Raw genomic sequence first — 25,299 nt, forward strand, 5'->3', positions numbered from 1 at the left:
GGCGGACGCGTGCATTCAGGGCGAAAATACGCAGCGGACGTAGCGCTCATGGCCCCACCTGCGTAGCACTGTCGAGCACAAACGGCTGCCCGGTCAGGCGCTGAATCTCGATCAACGCGGTCTGCGCTTCCAGTGCCGCGGCCAGTTGCTGCTGGCGTGCATCGCTGCGCTGCGCCTGCAGTTGCGCCCAGTCCAGATAACTGGTGGCACCGGCGCGATACGCACGCTCGGCAGCGGCATCGGCACGCGCAAGCGCGGGCAGCACATTGCTGCGCATCCGCGTCACTTCCAGCTGTGCGGCGCGGTAGCGGCCATGCGCATCGGCCAGCGTGGTGTACAGCACCAAGGCCTGCGAATGCCGCTCGATGTCCAGAAGCGACAGCTCCGCCTCGGCGGCGCGGATCTCCGGTTGCGCGCGCGCGGCGCTGCCCAGGGCCAGCGAGACGCTGCCGAGCAGCGCGGTGGCATCGTTGCCCTCGAGCCGGCGCACGCCCACCTGCCAGTCCAGGTCCGGGCGCGCCTGGCTGCGTGCCAGCCGCACCCGCGCCTCGCGCACGCGCTGCTCGCCGTTCAAGCGCGCCAGTTCGGGCGTGGCATCGAGCAGCTGCGCCAACACCTCGAACTCGGGAATGGCCGGCAACTGCAGCGGGTCGCCGGTGACATCGCCAAAGTCCGGCGTGCGCTGCCCCCACAACACTGCCAGCTGGCGGCGTGCGGCCAGCAGCTCCTGCTGTGCGCGGTCGCGCTCCAGTTCCGCGCGCGCCTGCAAGGCCTGCGCGGTCAGCACGACCGATTCAGGTGAGGCGCCGGCCTGCAGCCGTTGTCGCGCGGCACTGACGGTGCGCTGGCGCTGGGCAAGCGTTTCCAGCGCAACCGCATGCCGCTGCGCGGCCATGCCGATGGCCAGATAACGCCGGGCCACTTCGGCCAGCACGTCCAGTCGTGCCAGCGCCCGCTGCGGCGCCAGCGCGTCGATGCGTGCCTGGGCCAGCGTGCGGCGCGCGTCGAGCTTGCCGCCGCGTTCCAGCACGCCGGCCAGGGTGACGGTGAGTTCGGCCTGGTCCAGCGCGCGGGTCGGGCCGGTGCCGAACACGTTTTCCAGTTCGGCGCCGATACGCAACGGCGGGCGCAATGCGTCGCGCTCGGCTTCGGCGGTGAGGACCGCGCGCTGACCATCGGCCAGGCGCAGATCGGGGTGCTGCCGGGCGACGCGCGCAATGGCGTCGTCCAGGGTCAGCACGAGTTTGGGCGGTACGTCCTGCGCCATGGCGCACGGCACGACCGCGAAGACGGCAAGTGCCGTCAGTCGCAACCACATGAGGGTGTCTCCGGAATCGGGATCGATGGACAGGCCGGCAGCTGCCGGCGATGCATCAAGCCGCGATCGGAGGACGCAATCCGGTCTCGCTCAGTTGCGAGCGGTAGTGCGCGAAGACGGCCACAGGCTGGGCCTGCGTATGCGTGGACAGCGGCAGCCAGGCCAGCGCCGGCAACACCGCCGGATTCTGGCCGTGGCAGTAGCCGCTGTGCATCAAGGCGTGCATCAGGCCGGCACCATCGCGCTCGCCGGCATCGCCTTCGTCGGCACCGTCATGGCCGTGCGGCGCGGTGTCTTCCAGATGCATCTGGTCGTGCGCCAGCGCATGCACATCGCCCAGCGCGCAGGCCACCGGTGCGACCAACACGCCCATGACCAACACCGCCAACGCCATCAGGCGCAGCAACGGGTGCAACAGGCGGGCGCGGCGAAGCAACATGGGCGCAGCGTATCGGGGCCGGGGTAGTTACACAATCGCATGCACGGTTTAGTCGGAAGCTCAGGTCAAAAGCTTAGTGAGTCGAGGGCGCGGTGCCCTCGCCGCTTGCGGGACACGCCGTGAATCCATCCCTGGAGGCTCGGTGGCGGCATCCATGCCGCCACACGGTCCCGCAATCGGCGAGAACACCGCACCAGAGAGTTAGTCGGTGGCTTTGTTGAAAGCCATGAACACCGACCATCGCGACTGGTCCTTGCTCGCCCACCGTCGCGGGACCTTACGCGGCATGGATGCCGCGTAAGAGCCTACATGGACGTACTTGCGGCGTGTCCCGCGATGGTGGGCGGGCAAGGGCCCTGCAGTAAACGCAAAGAACTCAAGTGCGCGGTGCCCTCACCGCTCGCGGGACCTTACGCGGCATGGATGCCGCGTAAGAGCTTACATGGACGTACTTGCAGCGTGTCCCGCGATGGTGGGCGGGCAAGGGCCCTGCAGCCAAACCACAGACCAGCCGCTCTACAGTGGTCCTGTCAGCCACTCCCCCAGGGCATCACAGCGCCGCGTTTCGGGCCCGCTTGGCGTCAGCCGGGCGCGCCTTGCTGTCGGCGATAAACGCCCGCACCTGCTGCTCCAACACCGGCAAGGTCACCGAGCCCTGCTTCAGCACCGCGTCGTGGAAGGCCTTGATGTCGAAGCGATCGCCCAGCGCCTGTTCGGCCTCGCCACGCAGCTTGACGATGGTGATCTCGCCCAGCTTGTAGCTCAGCGCCTGGCCCGGCCAGGAGATGTAGCGGTCCACCTCGGTGGTGACCTCGTGCTCGCTCAGCGCGGTGCGGTCGCGCAGATAGGCCAGCGCCTGCACGCGGCTCCAGCCGTCGTGGTGCACGCCGGTGTCGATCACCAGCCGGCAGGCGCGCCACATTTCGTAGGTGAGCCGGCCGAATTCTTCGTACGGGGTCTCGTAGATGCCCATCTCCTGGCCGAGCTTTTCGGTGTACAGCGCCCAGCCTTCGCCATAGGCGGAGATGTAGTTTTCGCGGCGGAACGCCGGCTGGTCGCCCTGCTCCAGTGCCAGCGAGCCCTGCAGCGAATGACCGGGCGAGGACTCGTGCAGGGTCAGCGCCGGCAGGTTGTACAGCGGCCGCGATGGCAGGTTGTAGGTGTTGACCCAGTACGTAGTGGCGCCACCGCGCCCGGCAGTCCAGAACGGCGCGATATCGTCCGGCACCGGCTTGATGGTGAAGCGCCCGCGCGGCAGCGTGCCGATAAACTTGCCGACCTGCCCGTCCACGCGCTTGGAGATCCACGCGGCGCGATCGAGCAACTCCTGCGGGGTCTTGGCGTAGAACTGCGGGTCGGTGCGCAGGAAGGCCAGGAACTGCGCAAAGCTGCCCTTGAAACCGACCTGCCTGATGATCGCGTCCATCTGCGCCTGGATGCGCGCCACCTCGTCCAGGCCAATCTGGTGGATCTGCTCCGGGGTCAGCTCCAGCGTGGTGTATTCGCGGATCTGCTGGCGATAGAACGCCTTGCCGTCGGGCAACGCTTCGGCCGCCAGCGTGGTGCGCGCCTTGGGCATGTAGTCGTTGCGGAAGAAGCTCAGCAGCTTGGCGTAGGCCGGCAGCACCGCCGTGCTCAGCGCGGCCTTGGCCTGTTCGCGCAGTTGCGCCTGTTCGGCGGCCGGGATCTGCGCCGGCAGCTGCTTGAACGGTGCGTAGAACGTCGACTCGGTGGGGTCCTTGACCTCGGCGACGGTGGCGATGGAGACATCGCGGCCATCCAGCACCGCGCGCGGCACGCTGAAACCGCGTGCCAGGCCGGCGCGCATGTTGGCGGTCTGCTGGTCGAAGTAGCGCGGCACATCGTTGAGGCGCGCGATATAGGCGCGGTACTCGGCCGCAGTTTTCATCGGCCGCTGCGCCATGAAGCCCAGGTTGGACCAGAACGAGCTGTCCGAATTGAACGGCATCTCGTACAGGCGCAGGCGCACCTCGGCGGCGAGGTTTTCCACCTGCGGAGGGTAGATGGCGTAGTTGACCTGGTTGGCGGGCGAGAGTTGTTTCGGGTCGACGCCGTCGAGCTGCTTGAGCACGCCGTCCCACACCGCCAGGCGCGCCTGCTGCGCCGCCGGGCCGACATCGGGCAAATGCGTATTGTCGCCGGTGGTGTCGCTGTCTTCGTCGGCCTGGCCGGTCTCGGCCTGGCGCCATGCCCACTCTTTTTCGTAGATGGCGCGGAAGCGCGCATCGGCGGGGCGCTCGGCAGTCAGCGTGGCAGGCGGTGCCACCGGTGCCGGTGCGGCGGCCTGCGCCGAGGTGGCGGCGAAGCTTGCGCCCAGCAGGGCGAGCGAGAGTGCGGCGGCGAGAGGAGATGTCACGTGCGGGCGGCCTGCGTCTGGATCGAACGCGCAATGATGGCAGCGCAGGCGCTCGTTGCCATGGGCCGGAAGTCCCAGCGTGGGGATTGGGGATTAGGTGAGGGCTATGGCCGGTCGCGCGCCCCGCCACGTCGGGTCCCTTTCCCTGCAGGCGGGAGAAGCGACCAGGCGCCGTGGCTTTTTAGCTCTCCCGATGCACGCGGCCGGGGCAGGCAGGCCGCCGCTTCAGCCCGTCTTGCGCACCACGACCAGATGCCGCTCGCCATCCAGGCCGGGCACCTGCAGCGGATGCACGTCAGCTACGCTCCAGCCGGCGGGAAGTGCGGCGATCTCCTCATGCGGGTAGATGCCCTTCATCGCCAGCAGGCTGCCGCCAGGGCGCAGCAGGTGACCTCCGACGTCGATGATACCCGCCAACGTGTCCAGCGCCCGTGCGGTGAGGTGGTCGTAGGCGGCCGGCTCGTCCAGCGCCTCGGCGCGCGACTCGGCCACGCGCGCATTGCCCAGCGCCAGGTGACGCAAGGCCTCGCGCATGAAGCGCGCTTTTTTGCCGTTGCTTTCCACCAGCGTCACCTGCAGCTGCGGGCGGGTGATCGCCAGCGGGATGCCGGGCAGGCCGGGGCCGGTGCCCAGATCGGCCAGGGTGCCGCTGGCGATGTACGGCTGCATGGCCAGCGAATCGAGCAGATGGCGGGTGACCATCGCGCGCGGGTCGCGCACGGCGGTGAGGTTGTAGGTCTTGTTCCAACGCACCAGCAGCGTCAGGTAACGCAACAGCGGCGCGGCAAACGCCGCATCTAGGGATTGGGCCTGCAGGCCGTTGGCCAGCGCGGCGGCTACATCGGGGGGAAGTGCGGCATCGTTCATGGCGCGATTATCGCAGCTGGGTGGCGTGCAGGTGCGTGGGTGCGGTGGACAGCACATGCGGCGTTCCAGACCGACCACACCCACCTTTAGTGACGTTGCCTGATCGTTGGATCGTTGGATCGTTGGATTGCTGGATTGCTGGGTTGGCTGGCTGGCTGGCTGGCTGGCTGGCAAGCATCACCGACCGGTGCGACACCTGCCGCCTCACCGCCGCAGCGTCTTTCGAAGATCGCGCTATCTGCGTCGCCAGCGACACAGCTGCCGCTGCCATTGAACGGACATCCGCCCGTCGCACTATGGTCGCGTCCGCTAGATCGCCTTTGTGCCCATGTCCTTGATCGACCCGTCTTCCGTATCGCCCCTGTCCGGTTCCGACAACACGACACCCACGGTGGATCACAGCCGCCGGCGCATTCTCATCGGCGGCGCCGGGCTGGCGACTGCCGGACTGCTCAGCCCGTTCGCGCGCGCAAGCGGCAGCCCGGAACCGTTCACCCTGGGCGTGGCCGCCGGCGACCCGCTGGCCGACGGCTTTGTCATCTGGACCCGGCTGGCACCGCGCCCGCTGGACCCGGATGGACGCGGCGGGCTGACCGCACCGGTGCGTGTGCGCTGGCAGGTGGCCAGCGATCCGGGTATGCGCAGCATCGTGCGCCAGGGCGAGACCGTCGCCAGCCCGGCCTGGGGCCATGCGGTGCATGTGGAGGTCGCCGGCCTGGCCGCCGATCGCCCGTACTGGTACTGCTTCCAGGCGCTGGGCGCGCGCAGCCCTATCGGCAGCGCACGCACCTTGCCGGCGCCGCATCAGTTGCCGGATGCGGCGCGGCTGGGCTTTGTGTCCTGCTCGCACTGGGAGCTGGGCTATTTCAGCGCCTACCGCCATCTGGCTGCCGAGCAGCCGGACCTGGTGTTCTTCCTCGGCGATTACATCTACGAATACAGCAACCACGGCGAGGCAGCGAACAAGATCGTGCGCCCGCACGGCAGCGGCGAATGCCTGGATCTGGCCGGCTACCGCAACCGCTATGCGCTGTACCGCACCGATCCCGACCTGCAGGCCCTGCACGCCGGCAGCGCCTGCGTGGCGACCTGGGACGACCACGAGGTGCAGAACGATTACGCCAATCGCTGGTCGCAGGATCCGTCGATTCCGGTCGACACCTTCCTGGCCCGGCGCGCGGCCGCGTATCGCGCCTTTTACGAGCACTTCCCGCTGCGCGCGCGCAATCGCCCACATGGCGCCGACATGCGCATCTACCGATCGCTGGACTACGGCCAGCTGGCACGCTTCTACGTGCTCGATGGCCGCCAGTACCGCAGCGAACAACCCTGCCCGCAGGCCAACGGCTGGCGCGGCGGCCATGTGGTGGACGACAGTTGCCGCGAACGCACCGACCCACGCCGCACCATGCTCGGCTGGGAACAGGAGCGCTGGCTGCATGGCGCCTTCGCACAATCGCCCGCGCGCTGGAACGTGATCGCGCAGGATCTGCTGGTGGCACCGATGAACCAACACGGTCGAGACGGCGTATTCGGGCAGTGGACCGACGGCTGGGACGGCTACCCGGCCACGCGCACCCGCATGCTCGACGCAATCGCCAAGACCCGGCTACGCAACCCGGTGTTCTGGGGCGGCGACATCCACTCGTACTGGGTCACCGACTTGAAGGCCGATCCGGCCGACCCGGATTCGCCCACGCTGGCCACCGAATTCGTCGGCACCTCGATCACCTCCGACGGCCAGAGCAACACCGAGCTGCAAGCCACCATGGCGCTCAATCCGCATGTGCACTACGCCGAAGGCGAAACCCGCGGCTATGTCTCGGTGACGCTGACGCCGGGGCGGATGGAAACGCGCCTGCAAGGCATCTCCGACCGCCGCGACCGCCAGGCCACGGTCTCGACGTTGAAGCGCTTCGTGGTCGAAGACGGCAAAGCGGGGGCAGTGGAGGCGTGATCAACTATAAATATCTGCATCGACAAGATTATGGGCCAGGATTGATCCATGCCTTTCGAACTCGCCCCTGGAAAAACAACACCTCCAGGGAAGCGCTGAACAACGCATTGCAAATACGGTTGCCCCCACTTCGGATAGTGCGGCTCGATCACCCCAGCAGGTCCCTCCACGGCACCGCCTGATCCATCTCCGACAAAACATATCGCGCCGTGTCCGCTTGCGCTTGCCGTTGTACTCCGCCTCGCCAAAGGTCAGCTGCATCGAGATCGTCTGCTCGGTTCATTTGTCGATTGTGGCAGGTCAGGCTGCTTTGCTCATCAGGCTGATTTGATCGGACCTTCCCTAAGTGACTTCTAGGACATCAACAATCGCGGTTATCCGATTTCCTTCTAGCAACTCGAATCGAACACCGGGGCGCAATTTCTCTTCAGGCGCATGGGGCGAAAGAAATCGCGCATCAGCTTCACATGGCTGGGCATCTACGTCTCCATTAATATCCAGCACAACAGTCCATGCGTCAGATAGCCAAGATAAATTATTTCCAGGAAATCGCGCTACGGTGACGTACTGCCTGGACGTTGGTAGCGCTTTACGCTTTTCATCGGACCAATGAACCAGCACTGGGTATATACGGGTCATGGCAGCTCTCTAATGACTGCTTGCTCAAGTTGATTCAGCTCCCCGTATCGAGCTGGTCCGATACCATCTAGTCTTTCCATACGCATAAGCTGATCTCCAGCGGATTTGGGAAGCTTCACTTCCAATAGTTTACTAGTTCCCTTGCCATTTAAGAGATCACCCCATCGCTTTGCGTTTTCCAATGTCTCTGCGAACCACTTACCTCCTAAAGAGTTAGGTCCCGCTGTAAATCTACCGGTTGCACCAATCGAAGCAGCTTCAGCCTCGCTCACCGCTCGGTATAGTGTAGTTGTTCCCCGTGCCGCAGTATTGCCCCCAAGGCCACCACCAGCGATAACTCCAATGGCTGCAGTAACGAAACCCTCGTGCGTCTCCCGTGCCTCCTCCAATGTCGCAGCATTACCGCCAACGCTTTCGATAAGTCTGGCTTGACTCGATGGCGTCTTGGCTCGTTGCCCAAGCACAGATGCAAATGACCTAGCCGAGGTCTGTAGTCCTGCGATACCGCCCTGATCGCAAACACTCTGAATCCGCGTTCCAGTACAACCCACCCGCCCATCGGGATCAAAGAACTTGTACGGGCTGCTGTTTGCGTATCGATAACGATTGAACTGAGCGAGCGGATCGCTTAACGCAGTTACTGGATCAACACCGTAGAAGACTCCAGTTTCGGGATCGTAATACCGCTGCTGCATATAACTCAGCCCGGTCGCCGAGTCAGCCACATGTCCGGTAAATCCCGGCCCATCCACCGCGGCCTTATTGACCATGCCGCCATACGGCTCATACACCGTCCGCTCGATCACATTGCCTGCGGCATCGGTGATCGCCACCGGTGAGCCCAAGGCATCGGTGTGGATGTACTCCACCGTTTCGGCAAGACCTGCAGCCGGCCAGGCCAATGCCAACAGCAGCGCCGCACGACGCGTGATTCTCTTCAGCATCCTGGCATCCTCATTCCATCTCGCCCTGGGTCACCGGAAACGGTGGGCTCGACCATGCCGAACAACCACCGGCATTGCAGGCGCGCACCGTGTACTCGTAGGCGCAGTAGGCATTGCCGTTTGCACTGACATAGGTGTTGGGGCCGGTGTAAAGCGCATTGCCGCCACTGCTCTGCAATTGGTACTCCACTGCATCGGCGACCGCAGACCAACCGGCTTCGCACCAGACCTGCACCGGCGCGGTGCGCGTACTCAGCCAGTTCGCTGTCTGCATGGCCGGCGTCGCCGGTGGCGGAGAGACCGTCACCGTGACAATGCCCGAGGTCGGTCCACAGCCGGCAATGTTGCAGGCCCTGGCGCGGTAGCCGTAGTTGCCCTTGCCTTTGCTGGTGTCAAAGCTGGTGGCAGCGCCCGCATACACCTGCACCCATCCTGCGCCATTGCTGTCCTCTTCCAGCTGGAAGCTCTCGCTGCCGGATGGAGTGCTCCAACTCACCGTGTACGCGTTACCCGGCACCAGCGAGGGGGCCGACAGTGCGGGCTCCAGGGTGGGCGGGGCGACAACCTGCACCGTGACAGTGCCGGACCAGTTACCGCACCCGGCACGATTGCAGGCTGCCACCCGGTAGCCGTAATCGCCGGCAGTGCGGGCACCGCTCTCGAAGGCCTGTTGGGGGCCCTCCTGCAGCGTGGACCACGCTCCACCATTGGCACTTTCCTGCAGCACATAGTGAGAGGCCGCGCCTACAGCCGACCAGCTGACGGCAAAACCGCTCTGGGTGGCACGTGCAGGAGCACTCGTTGCGGGCGCACTGTCGGGCGGGTACACCACATTGACACTGGCGCTGGCGGAATAGGACGTACAGCCGATGGGATTGCAGGCGCGTACCCGATAGCCGTAAATCCCCGCCACGCGTGCTGCAAAAGCCCTGGACAACTCTGCACCGGTGTAGCTTTGGCTCCAGGCACCATCGGCAACGCTCTCTTCCAGCTCATACCCGGTTGCACCCGAAGCGGCGGACCAGGCGATGCTGTAATTGCCGTTGTCGCCAAACTGAGGCACCGACAGGTCGGGCACGGTCGACGGTGGCAGCTCGATCGCCACTGTGGCGATGTTGCTCCAGCCTCCACAGCTGTCGCGGCATGCACGGACGCGATACTGGAAGCTGCCAGTCGATTTCCCGGTGACGGTGAACGTCAGCGCGCTTGCGTTGTAGATGCCTGTCCAGCTTCCGCCGCTGGCCGCTTCCTCCAGTTCGTAACGGGTTGCCGCGCCCACTGCGTTCCAGGTCAACGCGTAGTCGCCCTGATTGACGTAACCCGGGCCGCTCAATGCCGGAACATTCGGGGTCACGCTGCCCGACACCTGCGCCACCAGGCTGCCGTTGAGCTGGATGTAATCCACGTCCTTACCGGTGCGCTCATTGCGCTGCTGCCGCAGGACACCGGCATTGTCGTAGAACGAGTAGATCGCGCCGCTGGCGGAGGCCTGAGCGCGGATACGTCTTCCCTGCGCATCGTATTGATAGGCCTCCACTGCACCGACCTGACGCAGGCGGTTACCGTAGTCGAAATCGTAGGTCACGCCGTTGCGATTGTTCAAATTGCCCTGCACGTCGTAGCTCAATCCGACCAGCGTCGCTCCGCCGACGGCATCGACCACGTTGGTCAGGCGATTGTTGCCATCGTAAACATGCATGCGATCACGCGTTCCCACTTTGGCCGCCTGCAGGTTGTCCAAGGCGTCGTAGTTGTAGCTGGCGTCACCAAAAGCAGCAGAGGTTACGGTTTTCAACCGATCCAGGCCGTCGTAGGTCATGTCGCGGCTGGTGTTGCCGCCCGTTACGCCATCGCTGATGGCCATCACATTACCCACCGCATCATAGTCATAGCCATCGTCGAGCACCGCAGTGCCACCAGCCAGATCGGTACTGCGATCGGGGAGACCACGCACGTTCTGTCCCAATGTATGCACCACGCCATTGCCGTAGACGAACCGCGACATGCCGCCGTTGGCGTAGTAGGTCACCTCGCTGGCAAAGTTGCCGGCACGGGTCGGGCGGCCCAATGCATCCGGCGCATAGTCCACAACACGCCCACTCGGGTAGGTATGGCCCGACAGCGCGCCATTCGCATCGTAGGCATAGCTCATGCTCCTGAGCCCAAGTTCGGCGTGCTGCTGAGACTCCTGAACCAGCAGGCGTCGGCGGTTGTACTGGTAGCTGTTGATCACCGGCAACGCGTCGCTGGTATTGGACGTGCTGATGGAGGCAGGCAGGCCGTCTGGGGTGTAGGACCAATCCTGATCTCCCCGACCATCAGGAAAGCGCAGTTGAAACAAGCGATTGCGCGCATCGTAGTTGCGCACCACGACACGCCCACTCGCTTGCGCCGCTTCGGTATCGCACTGGGTCGCGCTGGTCAGGGCGGTGCCCGATGCAGACCAGGCAAGATTGCCGGCTGCATCGTAGTCCTGCACGGTGGCGCCGGATTCCGGCTCGATGGTCTTGCACAGCTGGCGATACCCATCGTAGACATAGCGACGGGCCAGCTGCTGGCTGCCATCCCCGTTACGTCGGTTGATCGAGAGTGGAGTTCCGAGCGCATCGCGCTGGATCTCGGTAATCACGTCTTCGGGTTGGGAAATCGTCAGCGGCATCTCGTACTCCGGCCCGGTATAGGCAAGATGCCGGGTCGTGGTGGAAAGACCTCGCGGATTGGTCACGCGGACGCTGAGATCGCCGATGTACTCGGTCGTGGTAACGAGCGGCCAGAGTTCCGATGCCTGCGTCATGCTGATCGGACGCCCAAGCGCATCGTATGTATAGGAAGTGCCTGAGAGTGCCTGGTTGACGTCGTTCACTGCACGCGACGGATACGAGGTAAACGCCTTCTGGCCAGTGACGTCATAGCGAGTGACCACGGCGCTATCGGTCTGCCCTTGTGCCACCTCCGCAGCCATTACGGGGCGAAATAACGCATCCAGATAGGTCTGGGTTGTGTGCCCGCCCTGCGTGCGGCTGTGCAGCCAATGCCCGGCAGGCAGGCCGAGATTGGCTGCCTCCATGCGTTGCAGCGCAAAGCTCACTGCATTCCATGCCGTGCTGTCGCCTTGCGGATATTGGATCGACGCCAATCTCCCCATACCGTCATAGGTATAGTTGGTAGTGAACCCGTTCTCATCGGTAAGTGCGGTAATCCATCCGTTGTCGTCGATCACCACCGCTCGCGTCGCGCCATTGGGCGCTTCAGCAGTGCCGGGAAACTTGATTTGCTGCGGTACACCGAACTTCCAACCACTAAGCAGGGTTGTATTGCCACGCCCATCGCTGACGCTGGCGACCGTTCCATCAGCGGCGTAGCCCACACTCTGGGCAAGCCGCCCAAACGCATAGAAACGCACGGGCAACCCACTTGCAGTATCAAACTCGGCGCGGCTGCGCTGGATATCGCCGACGGTCTCTTGCTGGTCCTGTCCCAACAACCACAATCCAGCGTCGTCGTAGTAGGCCTTGGAGGTAGTTCTGCTCTGGCCGGCAGAGTTCGACTCCACTGCAGATCTCTCGCGGGCAAAAGCATCGAAAGCTGTAATCTGACGGACAAACTGCACACCATCCTGGGTTGTGCTGGTGCTCTGCACGGGCCGGTTGCCATGCGACATGATCTCGTCACTGCCATAAACATAACTGGTACCAGCCAATGCCGGAAACGGTGCGTCTGCAAGCTGCGACTCTGCAACGTAACTGGTGGTCTCCACCTTGACATTGACATCGTTGCGCGTGGTCACTACGCCCAGCAACCGACCATCGTTGTAGCGGACTTCCTTGCCGAACTCGTAACGCTTGACCGTGCCGTCGGGTCCGGTTTCCACTGTGAATTTGTGTTCTGCGCTGCCTGCCGGATACAGCGGCCAGCTATCCACCGTGACGTCACGATCGTAGCGCCCACCTAAATTGAGATAGTCGTACTGCCATTGAGCAGTCGGCAGCGCAGGGCCGCTGATGGTCTTGGATTTGAGAGTGTAGGCGTCGCGATACAGCGGCGTCTGGTTCCATCCATCCTCCAGCGTGGCGCTTTCCCCGTTTTCCTGACAATCGAAACGCACACCCATCCGACCATGTCGGATCGGGCGCAGGCTAAACGTTGCGACTGCTCCAGAAGGGTGTTTGACGGTATAGATCGCTTCGTTGTCGAGGAGGATCCCCATTTTGGCGCACAGATCCATGCGTACCCGATAATTGGACTCCGGCTCGTCCTGAGTTTGCTGCTGCTTGTATAGCAATGCCGGTGGCGCGATCGCATAGCCCCACGCTGTTCCATCCGGCAAAGTGACCGAGATCAGCCGGGAGGTAGTGCTGTCGTACTGGTAGCTCCACTGGCGCGTACCGCTGGTCATACTGGCGACACGCCCCGCGTTGTCGTAGCCGAGCACAATGCTACGTCCATCGTTGGCATGGATACGCTGCAGCTGCGCGCCACTCCATTCATAGCGAACCCAGTTGCCGAAGCGGTCGACGACCTGGCTCGGATACAGAAATACCTTGTTGCGGCGAAGCACCGCATGCGTATCTGCCCCAAGGGTTTGCTTATGTGCCTGGTCGTTATGGTCGCGTACCACCATCCAGTCGAAGTAATACTTGCTACCGTCGGGCGCATGCCCCACGAAGCCCTGCCCTGCCTGTCCGCTCTTCAAGGCACCCAGGCACGAGAAGAACCAGCCGTCCTTGGTATTCCAGCGCACAGCCTCGGTAAACGTCGGCCTGACCTCGCGCGCGTCTCCTGATGCACCAAGCAGTTCGCCGCCTCCACCTCCGGGCAACGACAGCCAGTTGCCGTCCCAATACTCGAAATCGGCAAAATCAATATCGAGGGTTCCGCGAACATTTCGGACCGTGACAATCGGTGGTCCGCTCACACTGTCACAGCGCTGCGCAGGCGCCCAACTGCCGGCAGCTGCCGTGGCCGCATCGTCTCCAAAAACGCCTGAAAGCGAAGGGATATCCAGCTCCCAGTCGCCAAACGCAAGATTGTTTTTGGGATTGCTCGGGTCAAGCCTGCGTCCGATGGACACCGGTAAGCCGTTATTTCCCGTCAACGACAGCTCGGTGGCAGAGAAGGACACCGACCCGTCATAAAGATTGACCGATTCGCCAAAGATATCGCCCTTGAGCGGCTCGACCAGTTCCGCATATTTCAGCCGGTTGCCATATTCCTCATGCCAACTTGGAATCTCTGCATGCAGTATCGAAGGACAGCACGCGAGCGAGAAAATCGTCACCCCGGCTCTTGCGAAATTCCCCGCAAACAGGCGTGCAGCACCGCAAGTCCGAAGAATTCTCCAAAATTGGCCGCACTTATCATCAGACACGCCTGGCTTCCTGCTCATCCCTGACCTCTGCGCTGTAGTGAATATCCACTCATGACCGCCATCCCAGCCAGTGAACCAGCTGGCGCTTCGCGCGATGACCTGTCCTTGGTGCCTCAGACGAGTCTGTTCCGCAACGGGAACACCGTCAAGAAAATTCAAAACCCAATGCACATTGAAAAAGCGAAAGACGCCCATGTAGCGGCACCTCAAGCGCTCACCACTTCATTGCCAGCAACGCAGCGCTGAGGGGTGAATTCGAAATGCTCCAATCGCGTTGCTATGCCTGAAAGATTCGCCTAGCTATCGTCGCGCCAGACACGCGCCGGTAAGACTCATGCGCTAGATCTGGATGCCGGACCTAACTCGTCAAGGACATCCCATGACCGCTTCCGATCCCGCCCGCCGCCGCGTGTTGCAAGGTTTAGGCGCCGGCCTGTTGTTGCCTGCCACTGCTGCTTGGTCCACGCGCAGTCTGGCCGCGCCCTCCGGGCGGCCGATGATCACCGACGGGGTGCAGAGCGGCGATGTGCTGGACGGCCGCGCAATGCTGTGGAGTCGCTGCGATCGGCCGGCGCGGCTGCGGGTGGAATGGGATACGCGCCCAAGCCTGCGGCAGGCGCGTCGCGTGGATGGGCCGGTGGCGTTGCCGGCGCACGACTTCACTACGCGGGTGGACCTGGGCGCATTGCCACGCGACCAGGACATCTTCTACCGGGTGCGCTTCGAAGACGCCGACAGCGGTGTGTTGAGCGCGCCGGTGCACGGCCATCTGCGCAGTGCGCCGCACGCGCGGGGAGATGTGCGCTTTGTGTGGAGCGGCGACACCGTGGGCCAGGGTTTCGGCATCAATCCGGACATCGGTGGCATGCGCATCTACAGCGCGATGCGCGAACGCAATCCGGACTTTTTCCTGCATAGCGGCGACACCATCTATGCCGACGGCCCGATCCCGGCCGAACTGATCGTCGAAGAGGGCAAGCGCTGGCGCAATCTCACCACCACGGCCAAGAGCAAGGTGGCCGAAACGCTGGACGAATTTCGCGGCAATTACCGTTACAACCTGCTCGATGAAAACGTCCGTCGCTTCAATGCCGAGGTCGCGCAAATCTGGCAGTGGGACGATCACGAAACCACCAACAACTGGTCGCCCGGCAAGCAGATGGACGAGCGCTATCAGGTGCGCGATATCGATGTGCTGGCCGGCCGTGCGCGTCAGGCATTTCTGGAATACGCACCGATGCGCGGCGTGCGTGCCGATGGCGACGGGCGCATCTATCGCAAGATCGGTTATGGCCCGCTGCTGGATGTGTTCGTGCTGGACATGCGCAGCTACCGCGGCGCCAACAGCGACAACCTGCAGCCGCAGCCCGGCGCGGACGCTGCATTTCTCGGCACGCAACAACTGGCGTGGCTGCAGCGCGAACTGGCCGGCTCACGCGCGCAATGGAAGGTGATTGCCGCCGACATGCCGATCGGCCTGCAGGTGCCCGATGGGCAGGACGCCGCAGGGCGTGCACGTTGGGAAGCGATCGCCAATGGCGACCCGGGCGTGCCGCGTGGCCGCGAACAGGAGATCGCCGCGCTGCTGCGTTTCATCAGCGCAGCGCGCATCCGCAACACGGTGTGGCTGACCGCCGATGTGCACTACTGCGCGGCGCATTACTACCATCCCGATAAAGCGGCGTTTCAGCAGTTCGAGCCGTTCTGGGAATTCGTCGCCGGCCCGCTCAATGCCGGCAGTTTCGGCCCGAATGCGCTGGATGCCACCTTCGGCCCGACGGTGATCTTTCAAAAAGCACCACCTGCACCGAACATGTCGCCGCTGGCCGGATTTCAATTCTTTGGCGAAGTGGAGATCGACGCACACACCGGCGTGATGACGGTGACGCTGCGCGATCTGGACGGCGTGGCGCAGTTTCGCCAACCGATCTTGCCGCATGGGCATGGTGCAACGTAGGCAAACGCATTGCCCGCGCTTGCCAGCGGGGCGCGCTGGTGCGGCATGCGAGGTCGCAGAAACGCTGCATCATCTCTCAGGTTGTGCCGATGCCTGCTGCTGGCGACACAGCCGCCAGGTCGATCGCCGCTTTCAGTCGGTGGCCAACGGATAGAACGCCAGCGCCGCGCGGCAGTCCGGTGCAGCCCACCATTCGTGCAACTGCCACTGTGCGGCTTGGCCAAGCTCCGGGTCGCACCACTGCAAGTGCAATGCACCATCCGGCGCCAGTGCATACGCAAGCCGATGCAGACCGAACGACAGGCCATGCCCGTAGGCCTTGAGTAGCGCTTCCTTGGCGCACCACAGGCGGAAGAACAGTGCGTGTTGCGCGTCCGGCTCCAGCGCAGTCAACAGTGCGATTTCGTCGGGATGGAAGAAGCGCTGCGCGATGTCCAGCAGGCGTGGGCGTGCGCGAATGCGCTCCAGATCCACGCCCAGCCGGATACCTTCGCCCAGCCCGACCAGCAGATACTCGCCGCTATGGCTCCAGCCGGTATCCCGGTTGGGCAAGGCCGGCTGCAGCGATGGACGCCCGCGTACATCGCGCTGCAAAGGCACGTTTTCAGGGGCGATGCCAAGTGCCTGACCCAGCAACTGCCGCGCCTGCGGTTCGCCGCGTTCGCCGTGCCGATGCGGGCGCAGCCACAGCTGCACCGGGCCATGTCGCCAGCTCGCGTGCGCTGTCACGCTGCGTCCACCAAACCGAACACTCGGCAGCGGGATATATCGCGCTCGACAGGTACTTCACGCCCGGCTGCGTTGAATGGCGGCCATGCACCACTTCCGGTGCACGCGTACAAGGAGATCGGCAACATGGGCATCATCATCTGGTTGATCGTCGGCGGCATCGTGGGTTGGCTGGCCAGCATCATCATGCGTCGCGACGCACAGCAGGGCATCATCCTCAACATTGTGGTCGGCATCGTCGGTGCGTTGATCGCAGGTTTCCTGTTCGGTGGCGGCATCAATCAAGCCATCACGTTGTGGACCTTCGTCTGGTCGCTGCTGGGTGCGGTGATCCTGCTGGCGATCGTCAATCTGTTTACGCGTGGCCGTGTGCGTTGATTGAAACGCAGTGTGATTGAAACAACGCCCGGGCTTGCCCGGGCGTTGTCGTTTCAGCCGCCGGTGACATCAACCGCTTGCCGGCGCGCGATCGGACGGATGGTGAACCCCATCTTCCACCGGCACGGCGATGTTCAACGCATAGGGATTGACGCCTTCCAGGCAACCGACGTTGTAGCCGTATTCGTTGGGATTGGAACGCCGCCGATGGTGCGTATAGATGCCGCACACACTGCAGAAATAATGCGCAGCCGCGTGCGTGTTGAACTGATACAGCCGCAGCACATCTTCGCCCTGCAGCACATGCAATCCATCGAGCGTGACCGAGGCGACGATGGCGCCGCGGCGGCGGCACATCGAGCAATCGCAGCGGCGTGGATCGAGCAGGCCATGCGGTAGATCCAGATCGATCTGCACCGCGCCGCAATGGCAACTCAGTCGATGCACCGGCCCGAGCGTGACCTCGCCCACCTTGTAGGTGCTGCGCCGTAGCGTGCGCTCGCTCATGCGTCGAGGTCTGCCAGCCGCACCCACGCGGGTGCGTGATCGCTGGGCCGCTCCCAGGTGCGCGGTTCGCGGTCGATACCCGATTCCACCGCGCGTGCGCGTAGCGCATCCGACACCAGGGTCAGATCGATGCGCAGGCCAAGATTGCGACGGAAGCCGGCCTGGCGGTAATCCCACCAGCTGAATTGCTCGGCATCGTCGTGATGCAGACGGAACGCATCGTGCAGGCCCAGCGCGAGCAGTTTTTCCAGCGCCGCACGCTCGGCGGTGGAGGTGAGGATGTGGTGCTCGTTCCACACCGACGGGTCGTGCACATCGCGCGCATCCGGGGCGATGTTGAAATCGCCCAACACCACCAGCTGCGGGTACTTTTGCAGTTCCTGCGCCAGCCAGTCATGCACTGCGGCGAGCCAGCGCAGCTTGTAGGCGTACTTGTCGGTGTCCACGTCCTGGCCGTTGACCACATACAGATTGACGATGCGCACGCCATCGACGGTGGCGGCGATCACGCGCTGCTGCACGTCGTCGAAGCCGGGGATGCCCATCTGCACATCCAGCGCCGACGAGCGCGACAGGATCGCCACCCCGTTGTAGGTCTTCTGCCCGCAGAACACGCTGCGATAGCCGGCCGCCGCCAATGCCGCATCCGGAAATTTATGGTCTTCCAGCTTGGTTTCCTGGATGCCGACCACGTCGGGCGCAAACGTGCCCAACCACTGTTGCAGATGCGGCAGGCGCACGTTGAGCGAGTTGACGTTCCAGGAGGCAATCTTCATGGCGCGGACCGTGGTTCAAACCACCAATGGTACCGCGCCGCTCGCTTGTCGCTTAAGGCTGCGGGGCGATGCGCACCCCGAGCTGGTTGGCGACCGGGCGTTCGCGCCCCGGGATGCCGGTGTGGATGGGGCGGTTGAGCATACGCACGCGCCCGTCCACGCGCGCAGCCAGGGTGCTGGAGCCGCCGCCGTCCAGATTGATGGCGGAGGTGGCGCCGAGTCGCTGCAATACTGCGGTGAGCGCATCCAGGGTCATGCCGGCGCTGTAGCCGGGCTGGCGGCCGTCGGCGACCACCATCCACAGCGTCTTGCGTGCGCGATCCAGTCCCAGTGCGCTGCGTGGCTCGGGGCCGTCGTAATACTCGGCGCGGCTGGCTTCGCGTGGCTGGCGCTTGCCGTCGAGCAGCAGCAGCGGGCCGGCACCCACGCCCATCCGCGTGCCGGAGGGGCAACTGCCGCGCACGATGCGCACCGCATTGCGCGCGCTCACGCACAGTGCTGCGTTGACGCGTGTATCGGTGGTGGCGGCGGCCGAATCGAGGTGGCCTTCATTGATCGACAGACCTTCGGCAGTGACGCCCTGCCCTGCTGCGGGCACGAATGCCTTGTCGAACAGATGCCCGCCATCGAACGGCAGGAAGTAATCGGCGTTGATCGCCAACGCCAGCTCGCCATCGCGCACGAACGCGGTAGTGGGATTGGCGAGAAATTCGCCACCGCCGCCGCGCTCGCCGCGCGTGCCGACCAGTTGCAGGCCGGGCGTAGAGAGATCGATTTCGGCGATGTGCAGCATCACCGGTTGCGGTGCGCTCACGGCTTGCCGCCAGTAGCGCACACCCGGCGCCAGCGTGATCGGCACCCCGGGTGCGGGCACCGGCTGCACCAGCGGTTCGATACTGATGCGATCGCGGGCGTGGGCCTGGTCCAACGCAGCCAGCACCGCGTCGATGCGTGCCGGCGGCGTGCGCAGCAGCAGCCGTTGTGTAGGTGCGAGTTGCAACACCTGCACCAGGCCTGCACAGCGCGCGCCGCTGCAAGCAATGCCATCGATGCCGACACGTGCCGGGCCATCGGCATCGTCGGGCACCTGCAGGGCGATGCGATTGCGCTCGGCCGGTTTGCAGCGGCTCACCGCCGCCAGCACATCGTTTGGCCATTGGCCCCAGCAGTCGCCGCTGACGATGGTTTCCATCGGCACAAACTGCGCGTCTGCCTTCGGCATTGCACCACCGTCGGCATTGGCGCTGCCGGCCAGCGTTGCCAGCAATGCAATCAACAGCGCCGCTGCGCCGCGTCGATCAGAACGCATAGTCCACTCCCAGGTAATACGCACGGCCGTTGTCGAGCTGCTCGCGCATCAATTGTTGGTCGGCACCGATCACCCGCGTCAGCCGCGCATTGGTGAGATTGCGGCCTTGCACGGTCAGGCGCAGTTGCTTGCTGAAACTCCACGCCAGCTGGGCGTCGTAGCTGGTGATCGCAGCGTAATAGCGGTCGTTGACGCGGTTGTCGGTGGCGGCGGACAGCAGCTGTTGGCCGGTGTAGTTGGCACTGACGCGCGCACTGAACGGGCCGATGTCGTACAGCAGCGAGGCGTTGGCGCTGCGCTTGGGCGATTCCATCAGGCCGGGCAAGGCGCGGCGGCTGCCGTCGGCCATCTGCACATCGGCGGTGCGCGGGTCGAGCAGGGTTGCGTTGAACATCGCGCCCAGGTTCGACCACGCACCGGGCAGGAAGTCGAAGCGCGTATCGATGGCAGTGAATTCGATGCCCTGCACCTGCGCATCGCCGGTATTGATCGCCTGGGTGGTGGTGACCTGATAAGTACCAAGCAACCCGCCGGGATCGCGCTGGGTGTCGGTGCTGGTCAGGCGCACGATTTCATCGCCGATGCGCTTGTGGAACAGCGCCACCGACAGCTGCGCATCGCTGTCCGGATACCATTCCAGCGACAGATCCAGATTGTCCGCACGGCGTGGACGCAGCAGCGGGTTGGCGATGCTGCGATTGATGGTCAAGCCTGTGGCGTCCACCACCGGGCTGCTGTTCTGGCCGATGTCGGCGTAGGTGGGCAAGCCAATGGTGCGGCTGCCGGCCATGCGCAGTTTCAACGCCGGCGTAATGTCCCAGGCCAAGTTCGCCGACGGCAGCAGGAAGCGGCGATCGCTGTCGGCCGATTGCTGCACGTAGTTTGTGCTGCTGCTCAGCGGCTGCGGCACCGCGCTAAGAACTTCGCGCTGCAGGTATTCGTTGCGCAGGCCGAACGTCGCCAGCGTGCGCTCGCCATGCCAGGTGCCCATGAGATAGGCGGCGCCATTGCGCTCGTCGATGCGGAAATCACTGATCGCGCTGTTGCGTGCATTGGTGTTGGCCAGCACGTAGGCGCCTGGCGAAGCAGCGGCAAAGGCGGCGACCTTGGCCGGGTCGATCAGCAACAGGCAGCTGAAATCGGCGTATGGGCAGATGCGCGCATCGTCGGTGCCAGTCGTTGCCAGAGTCACGCGGCCGGATGGATTGCGGCGGACTTCATCCAGGTTGTAGCGCTGCTGCAGATCGCGGTACTGCAGGCCGGTACGAACGCCCCAGCCGCGCGCGTCGGCATCGGCGTTCTGGCTGTAGTCCACTTTGAACGTTGTCGTGTCGGTGCTGCTTTTTTCCACGCGGGTCAAAAAATACTGCTGCGTGTAGTTGGCTGCATTGCCGTAATAGCCTGGGTCGTTCAAGACGATACTCGGGCGTGCATCGTCGCCGAGCGCATATCCAAAGCCCAAGCGCGACGAGGCGGCGGCACTGAACACGTCTTCGCGGGTGTCCTGCTGATACTTGCCGGTGGCGCGGTTGAGCAGTACATCCACATGGCCTTCCGGGTTAAGCCGGAAGCTGCCGCCGAGCTGCGCGTAACGCAATGTGCGGGTCTGATCGAAACGGTTGGCATCCACCTGCGCGCTGCCTTGCGCGTAGCGGCCAGTGCTGGTGTCGCTGATCGTGGCGTTGCCGACACGATTGATCCATTGCGAACGCCGTTGCTCGTCGTTGCTGTGCTCGAACGCGCCGGCGCTGAAGGCCAGTTTCACGTCTTCGCCGTCGTCGTATTCGAGTTTGCCGAACACGCTGCGGCGCTGGCGCACGTTGTCGTAACTGAGCGGACGGAAACGATCCGGCGCGATCGCCAGCCCGTCCGTGTCCAGGCCGGGGTGAGGTTTTGGCGCACACCGTTGGCGTAATAGCTGTAGCTGTCGATGGCGGTATTCAACGAGGACGAATCGCGGCGAAAGTAATCGGCCGACAGCACCACGCCGAAGCGGTTGTCCGGCCCGAAGGTGTCGCTGAAACTACCCTGCACCTGGCCGGACGGCGTGCTGCCCTGCAGATGCCGGCGGTTTTCCCAATCGGCTACGTTGGCGCGCACGGTGGCGAAGCGGCCGTCGTGATCGAAGGCACTGCGCGTGCGCAGCGCGGCGATGCCGCCGATGGCATTGCTGTCCATGTCGGCGTTGAAGGTCTTGTAGATGTCTACCTGCTGCGCCAGCGAGGCGGGAATCACATCCAGCGACTGCACGCGCCGGCTGGTTTCGGTGGAGGGCAGCGCCACGCCATCGATCAACACATTGTTGTAGTCGGGGTTGAAGCCGCGCAGGCTCATGAATTGCGCTTCGCCGCGGCCGTTGTTGACCACCATCGACACGCCCGGCACCCGCTGCAACGCCTCGCCCAGGCCGAAGTCCGGGATCGAGCCGATATCGTCGGCGGCCACGCCGTCGGAGACCACCGCCGCCTCGCGCTTGGCGCCGATGGCCTGGCGGATCGACAGGTGCTGGCCGGAAACCTGCACCGCATCCAGCTGCACCGGGGCGGTGTCGCTGGCCGTGTCGCCAGCGGGCGCGGCAGGAACGGTCTCGGCGGCGTAAGCACTCAGGCTGGCGCCCACACAAAGCGCCAACAGGCAAAAACGGGGACACGGACGAGTGCGTAAACGTGACATGGGATGACCGACGATGGCAGAGCCCGCCAATTTAATAACTTACTGTGAATTAATTATTTCAGCCGCAGCGGTTAAGCTAGCTTCCCCCCGTGACACCGCACGCCATGTCGTCCATTGCCACTTCTGCCTTGCCGCTGCACTCGCCGCCCTTCCCGGGCCTGAGCCTCAACGAGCGCGACATGCTGGAACGCCTGCGCCTGGCCGGCGTGCTCACCCGCGCCGACCTCAGCCGCGGCACCGGGCTGACCGTGCAGACCGCGGTGCGGCTGATCGAAGGCCTGCAGGCGCGCGGCATGGTTCACATGGGCAGCGGCGTGGCCCGCGCCGGGCGCGGCAAACCGGGCGTGGCGGTGTCGTTGAACCCAGGGCATGGCCACACCTTGGGCATCTCCATCGCCACCGATGCGCTGACCCTGGCACTGATTGATTTTTCCGGGACGGTGCTGGCCGTCACCGAGGTCGCGCTGACCGACACCACCTTGTACGGCGTGCTGACCCAGCTGCAGGCGGCCGATGCCGCCGTGCTGGCGAGCGTGGACCATGCAGGCCCACGGCTGGGCATCGGCGTGGCGATGAGCGGGTTCTTCACCGGCGTGGACAGCTTCATCAATCCGCCCGAGCCGCTGCGCGCGTTGGGCCAGGTCGCGCTGTGTCCGTGGCTGGCCGATGCCTTTGCGCAGCCGGTGTGGATGGACAACGACGGCAGTGTGGCCGCCGCTGGCGAGGCGATGCTGGGCGTGGGCCAGCGGCATCGCGATTTTGCCTATCTCTATCTCAGCTACGGCCTGGGCGGCGGCCTGGTCATCGACGGCCAGGTCATGCGCGGTGCGCGTGGCAATGCCGGTGAATTCGCCGGGATGTTGCCGGCGCAGAAACTCGAACGCGCCACGCTGGAGTTGCTACGCGAACTCGTCGCCGAAGACGGCATCGCGCTGCCGGACGTACGCGCGTTACTGGCCGCCTACGACCCGGCATGGCCGGCGATCGAGCGCTGGATCGCGCGCAGCGCGCCGGGCGTGTCGCTGATCGTCTCGGCAATCACCGCGGTATGCGACCCGGAAGCCATCGTGTTCGGCGGCCGCCTACCCGCGGATCTGGCGCAGCGGCTGATCGCCGCCGTGCAGATCGACAACCAGCCCCGCCGCGGCCAGGGCCGCCCGATGCCGCTGCTGCTGCCGGCCGAAGCACCGGCCGATGCCTGTGCGATCGGCGCGGCGACGCTGCCACTGAAGGCGCGCTACTTCCGTTAGTGCCCGCCGGCAGCGACGTCGCCTGCCGTGCACGCCGTGCGTCAGTCGCCTTGCCGCTGGGGTGACGGCAGCCTGCTCGACGCGTCAGCGAGCGCAGCAGCTTGCATGCAGCTCCCGTGCAAGCATCACCACCTGCCGCTCCGTGGCGGCATCCATCTCCTCAAACATCTCCTCACCGCGCAACGGCGCTGCAGCCGGCAACGGATGTCCGAACGGCTGCTGGGACACCAGTCGCCAGGCGTCGCCGTACAGCGGCTCGGCGGTCGCCAGCAGCGGCGAGGACACGAACTGATCCAGCACCGGCATCGCCGCCCGGTTGCCCTGCATCGCCATCGCCTCAAGGTCGGCCAGCACTTGCTCGGCGTCGGCACGATCGGAAGGGGAGAGCGGTTGCGGCCTGCCGTCTGCGGCGACGGCGGGTTGGCGCTCCAACAGCAGGCGTGCGCGTCGACCCAGCAATTCGAGCTGCGCGTCGGTATTGCCGCCGGCGGCGGCCTGACGCAGCAGTTGTTCCACCTGCGCGTACTCGCCTTCGCCAATGTGCCGGCAAGCCGCCAGCTGGGCAGCATGGTCGCGTGCGCGTTGCGACACCACGGCGCGCGCACCAGGCTCCGCCAGGTCCGCATCGCCAACGGACGTCGCGGACCGCGCCGCCTCGGCAAGCATGGCGCAGCGGCTATAGGTCTGCGCGCGCGCATAAGACACCGCGGCACGCTCGCCCGACGCGGCAGCGGCAGTGCTGTGCGTCGTCTCTGCACCACCGGCTTGCGTCTTCGCTTCGGTCTGAAAGGCCTGCGGCGATCCAGTGCCACAGGCTGACAAGGCGAGCGCGTGCGGCACGAGGATCAGCCATCGGGACAGCGCGCCTTTTCCTCTCATTGCCGGATACGCTGCGCATCAGCATCAGCATCGGCGCTGCGCTGGCTCTGGTCAGAGGATGCCAGCGCCGCTGCTTCCGCAGAGCGTTCCTGCACCAGCTGAGCGACGGCGCGATCGCGCAGTTCTTCGCGCAGCTGCGCTTCGATCATCCCGCCCACGGTGTCGAGCGTGGCGGTGTGCTTTTCCTCCAGACGGATCAGGTGATATCCGCCAGGGCCGCGCACGGGGCCAGACACGTCGCCCACCGCCAGCGCACGCACCGGCACCTCGAACGGCGTGTCCAGGTAAAGGCCGAACATCGACGACAGCTGTCCCCCGTCGGCGGCAGTGGCGCCATCGTCGGATTCCTTGGCGGCCAGTCGGGCGAAATCGCCTCCACGCTCGATGCGACGGCGCAGCATCTGCGCACGCTCCAGGGCCTGCGCCTGGCTCAACGGATGACTGCGCCGCGGCGCCAACTCGGGTTGTTCAGCGATGAAGACATGGCTGAGTCGGAATTCGTCGAAGTCGCCCGGCCGCTCGGCAAAGCGCTTTGCGATATCGGCCTGCGACACCGTCACGCTCTGCAGCAGGTGATCGCGCTCGGCCTGCGCGAGCACAGTGTCGGCAGCCTCGCGCAGCAGGGCAGCCGTTTGCGGATCATCGGCAAGGCCTTGGCTCCTTGCGCGTTCGGCCAGGATCGCGCGTTCGATGGAAGCAGCGGCGCTGTCCGCATTTTCGCGGCGTGCATGTTCTGCTGGCACAGCCTCTTCCCTCCCATCTGCGTCTGTCGGCGATGCAATGGCGGCCTGCGTGGTCATGCAGGCACCGAGCAGCAGCAACACGTAGCGCGTCGCGCGTGCAGGACCCACAGCAACGTTGAACAACTTGGACATGAGATCTCCCTCAGAAACAGCGGCGATTGACTATTTCCGGTCATCCGGTGCGACAAC

At 64.6% G+C, this 25,299-nt stretch carries 20 protein-coding genes and 1 pseudogene; 5 read left to right on the forward strand and 16 right to left on the reverse strand.

Annotation, left to right across the window (positions count from 1 at the left end; all coding sequences use genetic code 11):
- Positions 1-46: 46 nt before the first annotated feature.
- The 4 genes from AC1PLU_RS21660 to rsmG form a co-directional block, all read right to left on the reverse strand.
- Positions 47-1,318, reverse strand: coding sequence for a TolC family protein (locus AC1PLU_RS21660; RefSeq protein ID WP_481094135.1), 1,272 nt, complete (start codon positions 1,316-1,318; stop codon positions 47-49).
- Between the two features lie 55 nt (positions 1,319-1,373).
- On the reverse strand, positions 1,374-1,757 hold the full coding sequence (locus tag AC1PLU_RS21665; RefSeq protein ID WP_023905633.1) for a hypothetical protein: 384 nt from the start codon (positions 1,755-1,757) through the stop codon (positions 1,374-1,376).
- A 550-nt stretch (positions 1,758-2,307) separates the two neighbouring features.
- On the reverse strand, positions 2,308-4,134 hold the full coding sequence (locus AC1PLU_RS21670) for a DUF885 domain-containing protein (protein WP_481094134.1): 1,827 nt from the start codon (positions 4,132-4,134) through the stop codon (positions 2,308-2,310).
- A 225-nt stretch (positions 4,135-4,359) separates the two neighbouring features.
- Entirely contained in the window at positions 4,360-5,001 is a 642-nt protein-coding gene (gene rsmG / locus AC1PLU_RS21675; RefSeq protein ID WP_481094133.1) for a 16S rRNA (guanine(527)-N(7))-methyltransferase RsmG, read from the reverse strand.
- A 328-nt stretch (positions 5,002-5,329) separates the two neighbouring features.
- On the opposite strand from rsmG, the gene AC1PLU_RS21680 reads away from it, so the two are divergent.
- On the forward strand, positions 5,330-6,958 hold the full coding sequence (locus tag AC1PLU_RS21680; RefSeq protein ID WP_481107202.1) for an alkaline phosphatase D family protein: 1,629 nt from the start codon (positions 5,330-5,332) through the stop codon (positions 6,956-6,958).
- 116 nt (positions 6,959-7,074) lie between these two features.
- Here the strand turns inward: AC1PLU_RS21680 and AC1PLU_RS21685 are convergent.
- The 4 genes and pseudogenes from AC1PLU_RS21685 to AC1PLU_RS21700 all read right to left on the reverse strand — a co-directional run.
- Positions 7,075-7,219 (reverse strand): annotated as a pseudogene (locus AC1PLU_RS21685) (IS5/IS1182 family transposase); the annotation flags it as partial.
- 81 nt (positions 7,220-7,300) lie between these two features.
- Positions 7,301-7,597: a hypothetical protein gene (locus tag AC1PLU_RS21690; RefSeq protein WP_481094131.1), complete on the reverse strand. Its 297-nt coding sequence runs from the start codon at positions 7,595-7,597 to the stop codon at positions 7,301-7,303.
- Positions 7,594-8,541 carry an RHS repeat-associated core domain-containing protein gene (locus AC1PLU_RS21695; protein ID WP_481094130.1) on the reverse strand — a complete coding sequence of 316 codons (948 nt, stop codon included), beginning with the start codon at positions 8,539-8,541 and terminating at the stop codon, positions 7,594-7,596. Before AC1PLU_RS21695 ends, AC1PLU_RS21690 begins: the two co-directional genes overlap by 4 nt.
- 10 nt (positions 8,542-8,551) lie before the next feature.
- Positions 8,552-13,819, reverse strand: a complete 5,268-nt coding sequence (locus AC1PLU_RS21700; RefSeq protein WP_481107203.1) for a wall-associated protein — start codon at positions 13,817-13,819, stop codon at positions 8,552-8,554.
- A 141-nt stretch (positions 13,820-13,960) separates the two neighbouring features.
- Between AC1PLU_RS21700 and AC1PLU_RS21705 the strand changes: the two genes are divergently transcribed.
- Entirely contained in the window at positions 13,961-14,155 is a 195-nt protein-coding gene (locus AC1PLU_RS21705) for a hypothetical protein (protein ID WP_139145260.1), read from the forward strand.
- Between the two features lie 133 nt (positions 14,156-14,288).
- The gene (locus AC1PLU_RS21710) at positions 14,289-15,866 is read left to right on the forward strand and encodes an alkaline phosphatase D family protein (RefSeq protein WP_481107204.1); all 1,578 of its coding nucleotides are present in this window, start codon (positions 14,289-14,291) and stop codon (positions 15,864-15,866) included.
- 132 nt (positions 15,867-15,998) lie between these two features.
- Here the strand turns inward: AC1PLU_RS21710 and AC1PLU_RS21715 are convergent, their stop codons facing one another.
- Positions 15,999-16,595 (reverse strand): 4'-phosphopantetheinyl transferase family protein, encoded by a 597-nt coding sequence (locus AC1PLU_RS21715; protein ID WP_481107205.1) that lies wholly within the window; start codon positions 16,593-16,595, stop codon positions 15,999-16,001.
- A gap of 126 nt (positions 16,596-16,721) precedes the next feature.
- On the opposite strand from AC1PLU_RS21715, the gene AC1PLU_RS21720 reads away from it, so the two are divergent.
- Positions 16,722-16,973 carry a GlsB/YeaQ/YmgE family stress response membrane protein gene (locus tag AC1PLU_RS21720; RefSeq protein ID WP_043889923.1) on the forward strand — a complete coding sequence of 84 codons (252 nt, stop codon included), beginning with the start codon at positions 16,722-16,724 and terminating at the stop codon, positions 16,971-16,973.
- 69 nt (positions 16,974-17,042) lie between these two features.
- Here AC1PLU_RS21720 and AC1PLU_RS21725 read toward each other — a convergent pair whose 3' ends face one another.
- The 5 genes from AC1PLU_RS21725 to AC1PLU_RS21745 are packed head-to-tail and all read right to left on the reverse strand — an operon-like array spanning position 17,043 to position 22,184.
- The gene (locus tag AC1PLU_RS21725; protein ID WP_180314432.1) at positions 17,043-17,480 is read right to left on the reverse strand and encodes a GFA family protein; all 438 of its coding nucleotides are present in this window, start codon (positions 17,478-17,480) and stop codon (positions 17,043-17,045) included.
- Positions 17,477-18,256: an exodeoxyribonuclease III gene (gene xth, locus AC1PLU_RS21730; RefSeq protein ID WP_481107206.1), complete on the reverse strand. Its 780-nt coding sequence runs from the start codon at positions 18,254-18,256 to the stop codon at positions 17,477-17,479. The genes AC1PLU_RS21725 and xth overlap by 4 nt, the downstream gene beginning before the upstream one ends.
- 52 nt (positions 18,257-18,308) lie before the next feature.
- Positions 18,309-19,565, reverse strand: a complete 1,257-nt coding sequence (locus AC1PLU_RS21735; protein WP_481107207.1) for a phosphodiester glycosidase family protein — start codon at positions 19,563-19,565, stop codon at positions 18,309-18,311.
- A complete protein-coding gene (locus tag AC1PLU_RS21740; RefSeq protein WP_481108568.1) occupies positions 19,555-21,444 on the reverse strand; it encodes a TonB-dependent receptor in 1,890 nt (629 codons plus the stop codon). Before AC1PLU_RS21740 ends, AC1PLU_RS21735 begins: the two co-directional genes overlap by 11 nt.
- Positions 21,327-22,184 carry a TonB-dependent receptor plug domain-containing protein gene (locus tag AC1PLU_RS21745; RefSeq protein ID WP_481107208.1) on the reverse strand — a complete coding sequence of 286 codons (858 nt, stop codon included), beginning with the start codon at positions 22,182-22,184 and terminating at the stop codon, positions 21,327-21,329. Before AC1PLU_RS21745 ends, AC1PLU_RS21740 begins: the two co-directional genes overlap by 118 nt.
- Positions 22,185-22,342: 158 nt before the next feature.
- On the opposite strand from AC1PLU_RS21745, the gene AC1PLU_RS21750 reads away from it, so the two are divergent.
- Positions 22,343-23,488: an ROK family protein gene (locus AC1PLU_RS21750; RefSeq protein WP_481107209.1), complete on the forward strand. Its 1,146-nt coding sequence runs from the start codon at positions 22,343-22,345 to the stop codon at positions 23,486-23,488.
- An 84-nt stretch (positions 23,489-23,572) separates the two neighbouring features.
- Here AC1PLU_RS21750 and AC1PLU_RS21755 read toward each other — a convergent pair whose 3' ends face one another.
- Together AC1PLU_RS21755 and AC1PLU_RS21760 are read right to left on the reverse strand one after the other, a co-directional pair.
- A complete protein-coding gene (locus AC1PLU_RS21755) occupies positions 23,573-24,328 on the reverse strand; it encodes a hypothetical protein (RefSeq protein ID WP_481107210.1) in 756 nt (251 codons plus the stop codon).
- 35 nt (positions 24,329-24,363) lie between these two features.
- Positions 24,364-25,242 (reverse strand): peptidylprolyl isomerase, encoded by an 879-nt coding sequence (locus AC1PLU_RS21760; RefSeq protein WP_481107211.1) that lies wholly within the window; start codon positions 25,240-25,242, stop codon positions 24,364-24,366.
- Positions 25,243-25,299 lie beyond the last annotated feature (57 nt).

This window comes from Xanthomonas sp. NCPPB 2933 (assembly GCF_056725225.1).